This is a genomic window from Pseudomonas fluvialis (genome assembly GCF_002234375.1).
In the GTDB taxonomy this organism is placed as follows: domain Bacteria; phylum Pseudomonadota; class Gammaproteobacteria; order Pseudomonadales; family Pseudomonadaceae; genus Aquipseudomonas; species Aquipseudomonas fluvialis.
The window spans coordinates 120718-133603 of sequence record NZ_NMQV01000002.1 but is presented as its reverse complement, the minus strand read 5'-3'; the positions used below and the strand labels follow the sequence as shown (position 1 = coordinate 133603).

General features: G+C 65.2%; 13 protein-coding genes. 6 read left to right on the top strand and 7 right to left on the bottom strand.

The window, feature by feature from the left end:
- Positions 1-148: 148 nt before the first annotated feature.
- Entirely contained in the window at positions 149-1042 is an 894-nt protein-coding gene (gene hslO, locus CFY91_RS01290; protein WP_093984527.1) for an Hsp33 family molecular chaperone HslO, read from the bottom strand.
- Positions 1043-1137: 95 nt separating this feature from the next.
- Between hslO and CFY91_RS01285 the strand changes: the two genes are divergently transcribed.
- The gene (locus tag CFY91_RS01285; RefSeq protein ID WP_093984526.1) at positions 1138-1935 is read left to right on the top strand and encodes a phosphatase PAP2 family protein; all 798 of its coding nucleotides are present in this window, start codon (positions 1138-1140) and stop codon (positions 1933-1935) included.
- A gap of 10 nt (positions 1936-1945) precedes the next feature.
- Here the strand turns inward: CFY91_RS01285 and CFY91_RS01280 are convergent, their stop codons facing one another.
- Positions 1946-2341 (bottom strand): RNA-binding S4 domain-containing protein, encoded by a 396-nt coding sequence (locus CFY91_RS01280; RefSeq protein WP_093984525.1) that lies wholly within the window; start codon positions 2339-2341, stop codon positions 1946-1948.
- 67 nt (positions 2342-2408) lie between these two features.
- Here CFY91_RS01280 and rimB point away from each other — a divergent pair, with 67 nt between their 5' ends.
- Positions 2409-2870 (top strand): retropepsin-like aspartic endopeptidase RimB, encoded by a 462-nt coding sequence (gene rimB / locus CFY91_RS01275; protein WP_093984524.1) that lies wholly within the window; start codon positions 2409-2411, stop codon positions 2868-2870.
- The gene (gene rimK / locus CFY91_RS01270) at positions 2867-3772 is read left to right on the top strand and encodes a 30S ribosomal protein S6--L-glutamate ligase (RefSeq protein WP_093984523.1); all 906 of its coding nucleotides are present in this window, start codon (positions 2867-2869) and stop codon (positions 3770-3772) included. Before rimB ends, rimK begins: the two co-directional genes overlap by 4 nt.
- Before the next feature lie 8 nt (positions 3773-3780).
- Here the strand turns inward: rimK and CFY91_RS01265 are convergent, their stop codons facing one another.
- The gene (locus CFY91_RS01265; RefSeq protein ID WP_093984522.1) at positions 3781-5094 is read right to left on the bottom strand and encodes an ATP-binding protein; all 1314 of its coding nucleotides are present in this window, start codon (positions 5092-5094) and stop codon (positions 3781-3783) included.
- A 34-nt stretch (positions 5095-5128) separates the two neighbouring features.
- Entirely contained in the window at positions 5129-5860 is a 732-nt protein-coding gene (gene ompR / locus CFY91_RS01260; protein ID WP_093984521.1) for an osmolarity response regulator transcription factor OmpR, read from the bottom strand.
- Between the two features lie 181 nt (positions 5861-6041).
- Here ompR and CFY91_RS01255 point away from each other — a divergent pair, with 181 nt between their 5' ends.
- From CFY91_RS01255 to rmf, 3 genes are all read left to right on the top strand, one after another.
- A complete protein-coding gene (locus CFY91_RS01255) occupies positions 6042-8375 on the top strand; it encodes a Tex family protein (RefSeq protein WP_093984520.1) in 2334 nt (777 codons plus the stop codon).
- Positions 8376-8468: 93 nt separating this feature from the next.
- Positions 8469-10022 (top strand): glutamate--cysteine ligase, encoded by a 1554-nt coding sequence (gene gshA / locus CFY91_RS01250; protein WP_093984519.1) that lies wholly within the window; start codon positions 8469-8471, stop codon positions 10020-10022.
- Positions 10023-10166: 144 nt separating this feature from the next.
- On the top strand, positions 10167-10367 hold the full coding sequence (gene rmf / locus CFY91_RS01245; protein ID WP_093984518.1) for a ribosome modulation factor: 201 nt from the start codon (positions 10167-10169) through the stop codon (positions 10365-10367).
- Positions 10368-10397: 30 nt separating this feature from the next.
- Here the strand turns inward: rmf and CFY91_RS01240 are convergent, their stop codons facing one another.
- The 3 genes from CFY91_RS01240 to CFY91_RS01230 form a co-directional block, all read right to left on the bottom strand.
- Positions 10398-11192 (bottom strand): thymidylate synthase, encoded by a 795-nt coding sequence (locus tag CFY91_RS01240; protein WP_093984517.1) that lies wholly within the window; start codon positions 11190-11192, stop codon positions 10398-10400.
- Positions 11193-11271: 79 nt separating this feature from the next.
- Positions 11272-12063: a prolipoprotein diacylglyceryl transferase gene (gene lgt / locus CFY91_RS01235; RefSeq protein ID WP_093984516.1), complete on the bottom strand. Its 792-nt coding sequence runs from the start codon at positions 12061-12063 to the stop codon at positions 11272-11274.
- Positions 12064-12072: 9 nt separating this feature from the next.
- The gene (locus tag CFY91_RS01230; RefSeq protein WP_093984515.1) at positions 12073-12855 is read right to left on the bottom strand and encodes a sulfite exporter TauE/SafE family protein; all 783 of its coding nucleotides are present in this window, start codon (positions 12853-12855) and stop codon (positions 12073-12075) included.
- Positions 12856-12886: the final 31 nt, after the last annotated feature.

Here is a 12886-nt window from a genome sequence, read left to right as displayed (position 1 = left end):
CGATCCTTCCGAACAGTGTGTAGTGCGCCATGAAGCGCACTACATCGATAAAAAAGTCGCGGGAGTATGCCAGAAAGCCGCTGCTTTTGGCAGCCCGCGAAAGGCTAATGGAGCTGATAGCGCTTCGCTATAAGCCAACGGCGGCATATCAGTGGCGGGTAGGCGACGGTTCGTCGCTACCCGCTCCGGCGAACAGCTGGGCAATATCGGCGCTATCAAAGGCATAGGTGTGGTTGCAGAACTGGCAGTCGATGCTGATCTGCCCACCCTGTTCCTCGGCCAGCTGCAACGCGTCAGCCTCACCCAGGCTGACCAGCGCCCGCGCCGAACGCTCGCGCGAGCAACTGCAGCGGAACTGCAGGGCTTGCGGCTCGAACAGGCGTACCGTTTCCTGGTGATACAGGCGATGCAACAGGGTGGCATTGTCCAGCCCGAGCAACTCCTCGGCCTGCAGGCTGTCGGCCAGCACGGTGAGGTGCTGCCAGCTGGCCGCACGCTCTTCAGGGTCAGTCTGTTGTTGCGCAGGCAGCGCCTGCAACAGCAGACCACGCGCAGTGCGCCCGTCAGCCTGCAGCCAGAAGCGGGTCGGCAATTGTTCGGAGTTGGCAAAGTAGCTGGACAGCGACTGCGCCAGCGTGTCGCCGTCCAGCTCGACGATGCCCTGGTAACGCTGACCATTACGCGGGTCGACGGTCAGTGCCAGCACGCCTTCGGGCATCAGCTCGCGCAGGCCGTCGGTGGCATCGATCTGTTCGGCATGGTAGCGGGCGATACCGCGCAATTCGCGCTCACTGGAGCACTCCACCATGAGCAGCGGCACGGCACCCGAGGAGCGCGCCTGCAGTATCAGCAAACCATCAAACTTCAGCGTGCCGACCAGCAGCGCCGCCGCGGCCAGCAATTCGCCCAGCAGTTGGGCTACCGGTTGCGGATAGGGATGTTTGGCCAGCACATGGGCATAACTGTCGCGCAGCGACACCAACTCGCCACGGGCATCGAACTCGTCAAAAAGGAAACGCTGAGTGAAATCGCTATCGCTCATACAGGCCCGGCTATCGAGAAGAACATGACAAATGCATGACAGCTGGCTATAAGGCGCGCCAGGCATTCATGCACTCAAGGGAAGTGAGCGATTCTATGGACAATACCTCGCGCATCCAAGCCCGCTGGCGATGGCCGGCATTTCTCGTACTGCACCTGCTCGCCCTGCTGCTCATGACCAGCTGGCTGGCTCCGGCCAGCAGGCCGCTGTGGCAGGCCGCCAACGAGGCGCTGTTCTACAGCCTCAACGGCAGCCTCGGCCACTGGCCGCTATGGGACTGGCTGTGGGCCCTGAGCAGCCTGCGGGTGTTCGACATTCTGGTCGGCGCCCTCATGCTGAGCATGCTGATCCACAGTGGCTGGACCTTCCGCGCCGAGGAAACCCGCAGCGCGCTGCTGCACTTTCTCGCGCTGCTGGCACTGCTGCTGGTTGGCCGGGTACTGTTCAACAAGCTGATCGGCTATTTCGACTGGCAGCACGCCAGCCCGTCCGTCGTGCTCGCCGGCGCCTATCACCTAAGCGAGCAGTTCCCACTGCTGGAGCGGGTCTTTGAACTCAAGGACCGCTCCAGTCGCAGCTTCCCGGGTGATCACGCCTCGGTACTGCTGCTCTGGGGCCTGTTCATGGCCTGCTTCAGCCGCGGCTGGAAGCTGTTCGCCGGCCAGCTGCTGGTCGTGCTGTGCATGCTGCCGCGCCTGGTCGCCGGTGCCCACTGGCTGGTAGACGTGGCCGTCGGCGGCCTGCTCCTGGCCCTGCTGGCCTTTGCCTGGGGCTACTGCACACCACTGGCCGGACGCATGGCCGCCGGCCTGGAAGCGCTATACCAACCCCTGCTGCCGCTGCTTACCCGACTGCCCCTGGTGGGCCAGTGGGCGGTTCTGCAGCGCCACTGACAAGACAGGCTCAGTCGTGGCTGGCGTGAAATTGCGTCAGCTCACGGCGCTGCTTCTTGTTCGGTCGCCCATCGCTCTGCAGCCCCAGCGCGCCAGCCTTGCGCAGCGCTGCGGCCTGCTCACGACGCGCCAGGCTCTCGGCGGTTTCGGCGTACAGCAACTGCGCCTCGGCCGCGCCACGACGCACGTCACTGAGCGCCAGCACGCGCACGCTGCGCTCGTCGAAGCCGCTACGGATCAGGTACTCGTCGCCAATCCGCGGTTCCTTGCCCGGCTTGCAGCGCTCGCCACGACAATGCACCTTGCCCCCGTCGATGGCCGCCTTGGCCAGGGCGCGGGTCTTGAAGAAACGCGCCGCCCACAGCCATTTGTCGAGCCGCACGCGCTGTTCACCCTGTTCGCTCATTGGCATGCCCCTCCGTGCCCCGCTAACCTGCGCATCATACGCGGTCATCCGTGCTGATTGAGCCACCATGAAATCCATAGACCCTGCCAATATCGTCGGCCTACGCGAGTGGGTGGATCTGCCCCAGCTAGGCATCATCGGCCTGCGCGCCAAAATCGATACCGGCGCCAGCACCTCCAGCCTGCACGCCAGCGATATCCAGCCCTTCGAGCGCGACGGCCAGCCCTGGGTACGCTTCACCGCCTACCTGGGTACTCAGGTGCAGCGTCGCCATCGCTGCGAGGCACCGCTGGTTTCGCTGAAGACCATCAAGAGCTCCAACGGCCACAGTCAATCGCGCTATGTGATCAGCACCCGCCTGACCCTCGGCCGGCATAGCTGGCCCATCGAGCTGACCCTGGCCTGCCGCAAGACCATGCGCTACCGCATGCTGCTGGGCTGCAAGGCGCTGGTGGATGGCCGGTTGCTGGTCGACCCAGCGCGCAGCTATGTGCAGGACAAGCCATTGCTGGCCCTGGGGGACGCATGAAGATCGCCATTCTCTCGCGTAACCCGCGCCTGTATTCGACCCGCCGCCTGGTCGAAGCCGGCCAGCAACGCGGCCATGAAATCCTGGTTATCGATACCCTGCGCGCCTACATGAACATTGCCAGCCACAAGCCGCAGATCCACTACCGCGGCCAGGCCCTGGAGGGCTTCGACGCGGTGATTCCGCGCATCGGCGCGTCGGTGACCTTCTACGGCTGCGCAGTGCTGCGCCAGTTCGAGATGATGGGCGTATTCCCGCTCAACGAGTCGGTCGCCATCAGCCGCTCACGCGACAAACTGCGCTCCCTGCAGCTGCTCTCGCGCAAGGGGCTGGGCCTGCCGGTGACCGGCTTTGCCCACTCGCCGGACGACATTCCCGACCTGATCCAGATGGTCGGTGGTGCGCCGCTGGTCATCAAGGTGCTGGAAGGCACCCAGGGCATCGGCGTGGTACTGGCGGAAACCCACAAGGCCGCCGAGTCGGTGATCGAGGCATTCATGGGCCTCAAGCAGGACATCATGGTGCAGGAGTACATCCGTGAAGCCGGCGGCGCGGATATCCGCTGTTTCGTGGTCGGCGACAAGGTCATCGCCGCCATGAAGCGCCAGGCCAAACCCGGTGAGTTCCGCTCCAACCTGCACCGTGGCGGCAGTGCCAGCCTGGTCAAGATCACCCCGCAGGAGCGCTCCACGGCCATCCGTGCGGCCAAGGTAATGGGCCTGAGCGTCGCCGGGGTAGACATTCTGCGCTCGCAACGCGGCCCCCTGGTGATGGAGGTGAATTCCTCACCTGGCCTGGAAGGTATCGAAACCACCACGGGCAAGGACGTCGCCGGGCTGATCATCGAACACCTGGAGAAGCATGCCGGACCGGGGCTGACGCGCACCCGCGGCAAGGGCTGAGCCGCGCCTCAGCTGGCGTCGCGCGGCAACAGCAGGCCCAGGGGCAAACAGACCCGCGCTTCCAGCCCGCCACCTTCACGGTTGCGCAAGTCGACGCTGCCGCCATGTAGCGCGGCGATACGCCGGACAATCGCCAGGCCCAGCCCGGTACCTCGCCCGCCTCGCGCCCGATCACCACGAATGAACGGATTGAAGATCGATGCCAGCTCCGCCGGGTCGATGCCCTGGCCACGGTCCAGCACGCTGAGCACCAGGTAAGGCGCCGTCTCTTCGCCACCCAGCGAGGCGGCCACTTCTACCGCATCGCCACCGTAGCGCAGGGCATTCTCGATCAGGTTGGTCAGCAGGCGCTTGATCGATACCCGGCGCAGGCTGACTTCCGGCAACACCTGCAGGCACAGGCGCACCCGTTCGCCATGCTGGTTGTAGGGAGCGACCACCTCGCGGATCAGCGCCGCCAGGTCGAGGCGCTCCAGCGGCTCGTCACGCCCGTCGCGGATGAAGGCGATGAACTGGTCGAGGATGGCGTCCATGTCCTCGACATCGCGGATCATTTCCTCGGTCAGCTCGGCATCACTGCTCATCAGCTCCAGCGACAGGCGCAGGCGGGTCAGCGGTGTGCGCAAGTCATGGGACACACCGGCGAGCATCAGTTCGCGCTCGCGGGCCGCCTGTTCCAGTTCATCCGCCATCTGGTTGAAGGAGCGATAGACCTCGGTCATTTCACTGGGCGTATCGCTGACCGGCAAGCGCACACTGCGTCCCTGGCCGAGGTAGCGAGTGGCCAGCACCAGGCGTTTCAACGGGGCATTCAACTGCCGCACGAAAATCCACGCCGCGGCCGTGGACAGCAGGCCGATGGCCAGGAACCAGCCCAGCACGTCCCAGATTTTCTGGCCGCGCAACGGGTGCGGATAAAGCGGCACCTGAATCCAGTCCGGGCCGAAATCCGGCGCCAGCACCCACAACGATGGCGGACTCTGCACACGCACACGGACTTCGGTGTTCTCGCCCAGCTCGGACTTCATCTGGCGCAGGAAAATCTCGCTGTACGGCCAGTGCTGCTCACTGGCCGGCACCTGCTCGGCAGGCACCCGACGCAAGGTCGCCGCATGGGCGATCTGCTCGCGATCTTCCGGGTCGGCGGCCCAGTAGGCACGCAGGGTTAGCGCCGCACCGTGGCTGTACTGGCGATCAACCAGCACATCCTCGTTCATCATCAGGTAGACCAGGGTCAGCGCCTTGGAAAACAGCACCACCACCAGCACCAGCCAGAGCGTGCGGGCAAAAAAGCTTTGCGGGAACCAGGCCGGTGCGTTCATCCGCGACACGTCCGGCGGCCAGCCTCATGGCGAATCACTTGTTACCATCCGGCACGAAGACATAGCCCACACCCCACACTGTCTGGATATAGCGCGGCTTCGAGGGGTCCGGCTCGATCAGCCGGCGCAGGCGGGAAATCTGCACGTCGATGGAGCGTTCCAGCGCATCCCACTCACGACCACGCGCCAGGCTCATCAGCTTGTCGCGGGTCAGCGGTTCGCGGGCATGCTGCACAAGGGCCTTGAGCACGGCGAACTCGCCGGTGGTGAGCATGTGCACCTGATCGCCGCGGGTCAGCTCGCGGGTACCCAGCGACAGGCGATAATCGCCAAAGCTGACCACCTCATCGTCGCTGGCCGGCGCACCCGGCACTACCGGTGCCTGGCGACGCAGCACCGCCTTGATGCGCGCCAGCAGCTCACGCGGGTTGAACGGCTTGCCCAGATAATCGTCAGCACCCTGCTCCAACCCCTGGATACGGCTGCTTTCGTCACCCTTGGCGGTAAGCATGATGATCGGCATCTGGTTGCCGGCTTCGCGCAGGCGCCGGCAGGCAGAGAGGCCATCCTCGCCTGGCAGCATCAGGTCGAGAACCAGCAGGTTGAACAGCTCGCGGGCCAGCAGACGGTCCATCTGCTCGACATTCTCCACGGTACGCACGCGATAGCCCTGTTCGCTGAGGAAACGCTCCAGCAGACGGCGCAGGCCGGGGTCATCGTCAACCAAAAGGATCTTCTCGCCTTCGTTCGGCACGGCAGTGGTCATTGCAGCTCTCCCAGACAGGTGTGCGCATTATGGCGCAGCCACGCCGCAACCGGCGTGTCGGGCATTGTTAGCAGATTTTGCGCCTGCCGGCGCCTGCCTCTTGGCCTGCCCGGCTTTGCTCTTATAATCCCCGCCTTTGCCCAGGCTACGGCCTGCCTGCCCCACCGACTCAGGTAGTTTCATGCACAGCATCAATCAACGGATTGCCGAAGAACTGGGCGTACGCCCGCAACAGGTCGCCGCCGCGGTAAGCCTGCTCGATGAAGGCTCCACCGTGCCGTTCATCGCCCGCTACCGCAAGGAAGTCACCGGCAGCCTGGACGATACCCAGCTGCGCCACCTGGAAGAACGCCTGCGCTACCTGCGCGAACTGGACGAGCGCCGCGCCAGCATCCTCGCCAGCATCGAGGAACAGGGCAAACTGACCGCCGAACTGGCCCGCGAAATCAACCTGGCCGATACCAAGACGCGCCTGGAAGACCTCTATCTGCCGTACAAGCAGAAACGCCGCACCAAGGGACAGATCGCCCTGGAAGCGGGTATTGGCGAACTGGCCGATGCCCTGTTCGCCGATCCGACGCTGAACCCGCAGGAGCAGGCCGAGCGTTTCGTTGACGCGGAAAAAGGCTTCGCCGATGTGAAGGCCGTGCTCGACGGCGCCAAGTACATCCTCATGGAGCGCTTCGCCGAAGACGCCAGCCTGCTCGAACGCCTGCGCAGCTTCCTGAAGAGCGAGGCCAGCCTGAGCGCCCGCGTGGTGCCCGGCAAGGAAAGCGAAGGCGCCAAGTTCAGCGACTACTTCGCGCATGACGAAGCCCTGCACAGCGTACCCTCGCACCGCGCCCTGGCGATCTTCCGCGGACGCAACGAAGGTATCCTCAGCGCCAGCCTGACCGTGGGCGAGGAGCAACCAGGCAGCCTGCACCCCTGCGAGCTGATGATCAGCGAGCGCTTCGCCATCCGCAACCAGGGTCGCGCCGCCGACAAATGGCTGGCCGAAGTGGTGCGCTGGACTTGGAAGGTCAAGCTGTACAGCCACCTGGAAACCGATCTGTTCGGCGAGCTGCGCGAAAAAGCGGAAAGCGAGGCGATCAGCGTATTCGCGCGCAACCTGCACGATCTGCTGCTGGCCGCCCCGGCCGGCGCCAAGGTGACCCTGGCGCTCGACCCCGGCCTGCGTACCGGCTGCAAGGTCGCGGTGGTGGATGCCACCGGCAAGCTGCTGGATACCGCCACCGTCTACCCGCACGCGCCGCGCGATGACTGGAACGGCACCCTGGCGACGCTGGGCAAGCTGTGCGCCAAGCACCGCGTCGAGCTGATCGCCATCGGCAACGGCACGGCCAGCCGCGAGACCGACAAGCTGGCCGGCGAGCTGGTCAAGCTGCTGCCGGAACTGCGCATGACCAAGATCATGGTCAGCGAGGCCGGCGCCTCGGTGTACTCGGCCTCCGAACTGGCTGCGCGCGAATTCCCCGAGCTGGATGTCTCGCTGCGTGGCGCGGTATCCATCGCCCGCCGCCTGCAGGACCCGCTGGCCGAACTGGTGAAAATCGAGCCGAAATCCATCGGAGTCGGCCAGTACCAGCACGATGTCTCGCAGTTGCAGCTGGCCCGCTCGCTGGACGCGGTGGTCGAGGACTGCGTGAACGCCGTTGGCGTCGACCTGAACACCGCCTCGGCCGCCCTGCTGGCACGCATTTCCGGACTCAACACGACCCTGGCCAGCAATATCGTCAGTTTCCGCGATGCCCACGGCGCGTTCCGCAGCCGTGCCGAGCTGAAGAAAGTGCCGCGCCTGGGCGAGAAGACCTTCGAGCAGGCCGCCGGCTTCCTGCGCGTCATGAATGGCGACAACCCGCTGGACGCCTCCGCGGTGCACCCGGAAACCTACCCGCTGGTGCAGCGCATCGCCCAGGATACCGGGCGCGATATCCGCACACTGATCGGCGACTCCAGCTTCCTGCGTCAGCTGGACCCGGCACGTTTCACCGACGAACGCTTCGGCCTGCCGACCGTCACAGACATCCTCAAGGAACTGGACAAGCCCGGCCGCGACCCGCGCCCGGAGTTCAAGACCGCCGCTTTCCAGGACGGCGTGGAGAGCCTCAAGGACCTGCAACCGGGGATGATCCTCGAAGGTGTGGTAACCAACGTCACCAACTTCGGCGCCTTCGTCGACATTGGCGTCCATCAGGACGGCCTGGTGCACATCAGCGCGCTGTCGGAAAAGTTCGTCAAGGACCCCTACGAGGTGGTGAAAGCCGGCGATATCGTCAAGGTCAAGGTCATGGAAGTGGACATCCCGCGCAACCGCGTCGGCCTGTCCATGCGCATGAGCGACACCCCGGGCGAGAAAGTCGACGGCCCCGCCCGTGGCCAGGGCCGTGGCGGCCAGCCGCGCGGCGGCAACACGCCACGCAGCGAGCGTCACAGTAGCCAGGACAAGCCGGCCCCGGCCAACGGCGCCATGGCCAACCTGTTCGCCAATGCCCGCAGCCTGAAGAAGAAGTAAGCGCCCGGCAGGCGGGGCGGCATGCCCCGCCCCCTTGCAGAGTGTCCCGAGCGCCCCCATATTGGCGCGATACCCGTGTAAGGAATCCCGCCGTTGAGCACTCTACTTTCCCGCCGCCTGGCGCTTCTCGGCCAGGGCGATCACCTGTCGCTGCTCACCCAGTGCCTGCACGGCATCGAGCGTGAAGGCCTGCGCGTCGACGCACAGGGACAACTGGCGCAAACCGCGCACCCGCGTGCGCTCGGCTCGGCGCTGACCCACGCGCAAATCACTACCGACTACTCGGAAGCGCTGCTGGAGTTCATCACTGCCACGCACCGCGACGTTGCGCATACCCTCGACGAACTGCGCGACATCCATGCCTTCACCGCCAGCCAGCTGCACGACGAGCTGCTGTGGAGCCCGTCGATGCCCGGCCTGCTGCCCGACGAGGCACAGATCCCCATTGCCCGCTACGGCCAGTCCAACCAGGGCCGCCTCAAGTACGTCTACCGCCAGGGCCTGGCCGTGCGCTACAGCAAGACCATGCAGTGCATCGCCGGCATTCACTACAACTTCAGCCTGCCGCCGGCGCTCTGGACGCTGCTCTATGGCGAGCAGGAAGCGGCAGCCGGCTCCCTGGGCTATATCGCCCTGATCCGCAATTTCCGCCGCTACAGCTGGCTGCTCATGTACCTGTTCGGCGCCTCACCGGCGCTGGACAAGAGCTTCCTGCGCGGCGCTGCAAACGACCTGCAAAGCCTCGACGCGGATACCGCCTACCTGCCCTGGGCGACCAGCCTGCGCATGAGCGACCTGGGCTACCAGAACAATGCCCAGTCCAGCCTGACGCCCTGCTACAACAGCCTGGACAGCTACATTGCCAGCCTGCGCCAGGCCGTCTCGACGCCCTACCCGCCCTACGAGGCGATCGGCACGCAGCGTGACGGCGAATGGCTGCAGCTCAACACCAACCTGTTGCAGATCGAAAACGAGTACTACTCGAGCATTCGCCCGAAACGCGTCACCCTGCCCGGCGAACGCCCACTGCAGGCACTGGCCGCACGCGGCGTGCAGTATGTGGAAGTGCGCTGCCTGGACATCAATCCCTACCTGCCGCTGGGCATCGACCTGGCCCAGGCGCATTTCCTCGATGCCTTCCTGCTCTATTGCAGCCTGAGCGACAGCCCGGCGCTGACCGGCAACGAGTGCCCGGCCTGCCAGGACAACTTCCAGCGCGTGGTCAAACAGGGCCGCCAGCCCGGCCTGCAACTGCAGCGCCAAGGCCAGGCCATCGACTTGCGCAGCTGGGCTGGCGAACTGCTCGACGGCATCGCCGAGTGTGCCGCCCTGCTCGACCAGGCACATGGCGATGACCGACATACCCGCGCCCTGGCCAGCCAGCGCGACAAGCTCGCCGATGTCAGCCTGACGCCCTCGGCACGCCTGCTTGATGATCTGCGCAACAGCGGCCAGAGCTTCCGCGAGCTGGCCCTGCAACTGAGCCGCCAGCACAGGCAGGCACTGCGCGAGAACGCCCTGTCCGCTGACGCGCAGGCACGTTTCACGGCCCTGGCCGAGCAGTCGCTGGCCGACCAGGCCGCGCTGGAAGCCCAGCCGCAGGAGGATTTCGCCGCCTACGTCGCGGCGTTTCAGGCCAGCCTGTAGCCAGGCTGGCTGACCGATCATTCAACATTGTGCGACAGCGCACAGATCTGACCAGCTGCCGGTGTACGCAGACGACCGGCCAGGCCCGCACGCCAGACAGCCGCTAGGATGGTCGCAGATCGATTCCCTCATCGGGTGGCTGTCATGGACGCTGCGGATGCCGAACAACACTGGAGTCTGGAAAGCCTCAACAAGGCCTACCAGCAAGGCTACATGGCCGGCATGACCGGCCAGCCACTGACCCGCCAGCCCTACCAGGCGGCCATTCCCGCCGCGGCCTGGGAGGCCGGCTGGGATGACGGCCAGGCCCTGCAGCAGCGTACGTCACACCGCCACAGCGCCTAGCCCGGGCACGCCCCGAGCAACCGCCGACGCTTATACCGCCACAGGCGCCTTGATGTGCGGGTGCGCCTGATAGCCAAGCAACTCGAAATCATCAAAACGGAAGGCGAACAGGTCCTTCACCCGCGGATTGAGCTGCATGGTCGGCAGCGGCAGCGGCTCGCGACCCAGCTGCAGATCGGCCTGCTCCAGGTGGTTGGCGTAGAGGTGACAGTCACCGCCGGTCCAGATGAACTCACCCGGCTGCAGGTCGCAGACCTGCGCCACCATCAGGGTCAGCAGCGCATAGCTGGCGATGTTGAAGGGCACACCGAGGAAGATGTCCGCTGAGCGCTGGTACAGCTGGCAGCTCAGCTTGCCGTCCGCCACATAGAACTGGAACAACGCATGGCAGGGCGGCAGCGCCATCTGCTCGACCAATGCGGGGTTCCAGGCGGAAACGATCAGCCGGCGCGAATCGGGATTGGCTTTGATCATCTCGATCAGCTTGCTGATCTGGTCGATCGACTCGCCATTCGGCGCCGGCCAGCTGCGCCACTGGTAGCCATAGACCGGCCCCAGTTCGCCGTTCTGGTCGGCCCATTCGTCCCAGATACTCACGCCGTTTTCCTTCAGGTAGCGGATGTTGGTCTCGCCCTTGAGGAACCACAGCAGCTCGTGAATGATCGACTTGAGGTGGCACTTCTTGGTGGTCACCAGGGGAAAGCCCTCGGCCAGGTCGAAGCGCATCTGGTAGCCAAACACCGAATAGGTGCCGGTGCCGGTGCGGTCTTCCTTGAAGGTGCCGTGCTCGCGCACGTGGCGCATCAGGTCGAGGTACTGTTTCATCTCAGCTCCGCGGGACAGGTCGCGGGTGCCTGCTCAGGCGCCCGGGCAAAGTAGCCAGTGTATCCAAATCAGCCGGGCTTCAGGCAGCCGCCTGGCGGCGATACGCCAAGACCATCAGCAGCACACCAACGGCAATCATCGGCAGGCTGAGCAACTGCCCCATGGTCAGCCAGCCAAACGCCAGGTAGCCCAGCTGGGCATCCGGCACGCGTACGAACTCGACGAGGATACGGAAGCTGCCATAGCAGATGGCGAACAGCCCGGACACCGCCATGGTCGGGCGCGGCTTGCGGGTATACAGCCAGAGGATGACGAACAGCGCCAGGCCTTCCAGGGCGAACTGGTAAAGCTGCGAGGGATGACGGGGCAGCTGCTGCGGGTCGGTGGGAAACACCATGGCCCAGGGCAGGTCGCTGGCCTTGCCCCACAACTCGGCATTGATGAAGTTGCCGATACGCCCGGCACCCAGGCCGATCGGCACCAGCGGGGCGATAAAATCCATCAGCTCGAAGAAGGTCTTGCCCTGCCGACGGGCAAACCAGGCGGTGGCCAGCAACACGCCGATGAAGCCGCCGTGGAAGGACATGCCGCCCTTCCATACCTGGAGGATCAGCGCCGGGTTGGCCAGGTAGCTGGACAGGTCATAGAACAGCACGTAACCCAGTCTCCCGCCGAGGATCACCCCCATGGCCACCCAGAACACCAGATCCGACAGCGTGTCACGCGTCCAGCGCGGGTCGAAGGCCGCCAGCCGGCGCGCGGCCAGCCACCAGGCGCCGCCAATGCCGATCAGGTACATCAGGCCGTACCAGTGGATTTGTACAAAGCCCAGGTCAAGGGCTACCGGGTTGATCGCAGGATAAGCCAGCATGGTCGAGCCTCAGAGCAGAAAGCTGCTGCCAACACAGAACAGCAGCAGGGCGAACAGGCGCTTGAGCAGGCGCGGCGACAGGCGATGGGCCAGACGCGCCCCCAAGCGGGCGAAATACATCGAGGTCAGGGCAATGCCGAGCAGCGCCGGCAGGTAGACAAAGCCCAGGCTCCACGCCGGCAGCGCCGGGCGCTCCCAACCGATCAGCATGAAGCTCAGCGCACCGGCCAGGGCTATCGGCAACCCGCAAGCTGCCGAGGTCGCTACAGCCTGCTGCATCATCACACTGCGCCAGGTCAGGAACGGCACGGTCAGCGAACCGCCACCGATACCAAAGATCGCCGAGGCCCAGCCGATGACGCCACCGGCAGCCGTCAACCCCAGCCGCCCGGGCACGGCGCGACTGGCCCGCGGCTTGAGATCCAGGGCCATCTGGATGGCGATCAGAATGGCAAAGCTGCCGATGACTTTCTGCAACAGGGGACCCTGCAGGGAAGCGGCCGTCAGGCTGCCCAGGCCGGTGCCGAGGAGGATACCCAGCGCCATCCAGGCAAAGATCGGCCAGCGCACCGCGCCCTTGCGCTGGTGCTCGAGCACCGAGTTGATCGAGGTGAAGATGATGGTGGCCAGCGAGGTGCCCACGGCCAGGTGGGTCAGTACCTCGGGGGCAAAGCCCTGGGCAGTGAAACTGAACACCAGCACCGGCACGATGATCAACCCGCCACCGACACCGAACAGCCCGGCCAGCACGCCGGCGGCAGCCCCCAGCAGCATGTAGAGCAGAAATTCCATGACACCCCCGTACGCGAAGCGGCATGGTAAC

Excerpts from the sequence above, each read along its gene's own strand:
- hslO (WP_093984527.1), bottom strand. The coding sequence starts at position 1,042 with ATGAGCGATAGCGATTTCACTCAGCGTTTCCTTTTTGACGAGTTCGAT.
- CFY91_RS01285 (WP_093984526.1), top strand. The coding sequence starts at position 1,138 with ATGGACAATACCTCGCGCATCCAAGCCCGCTGGCGATGGCCGGCATTT.
- CFY91_RS01280 (WP_093984525.1), bottom strand. The coding sequence starts at position 2,341 with ATGAGCGAACAGGGTGAACAGCGCGTGCGGCTCGACAAATGGCTGTGG.
- rimB (WP_093984524.1), top strand. The coding sequence starts at position 2,409 with ATGAAATCCATAGACCCTGCCAATATCGTCGGCCTACGCGAGTGGGTG.
- rimK (WP_093984523.1), top strand. The coding sequence starts at position 2,867 with ATGAAGATCGCCATTCTCTCGCGTAACCCGCGCCTGTATTCGACCCGC.
- CFY91_RS01265 (WP_093984522.1), bottom strand. The coding sequence starts at position 5,094 with ATGAACGCACCGGCCTGGTTCCCGCAAAGCTTTTTTGCCCGCACGCTC.
- ompR (WP_093984521.1), bottom strand. The coding sequence starts at position 5,860 with ATGACCACTGCCGTGCCGAACGAAGGCGAGAAGATCCTTTTGGTTGAC.
- CFY91_RS01255 (WP_093984520.1), top strand. The coding sequence starts at position 6,042 with ATGCACAGCATCAATCAACGGATTGCCGAAGAACTGGGCGTACGCCCG.
- rmf (WP_093984518.1), top strand. The coding sequence starts at position 10,167 with ATGGACGCTGCGGATGCCGAACAACACTGGAGTCTGGAAAGCCTCAAC.
- CFY91_RS01240 (WP_093984517.1), bottom strand. The coding sequence starts at position 11,192 with ATGAAACAGTACCTCGACCTGATGCGCCACGTGCGCGAGCACGGCACC.
- lgt (WP_093984516.1), bottom strand. The coding sequence starts at position 12,063 with ATGCTGGCTTATCCTGCGATCAACCCGGTAGCCCTTGACCTGGGCTTT.
- CFY91_RS01230 (WP_093984515.1), bottom strand. The coding sequence starts at position 12,855 with ATGGAATTTCTGCTCTACATGCTGCTGGGGGCTGCCGCCGGCGTGCTG.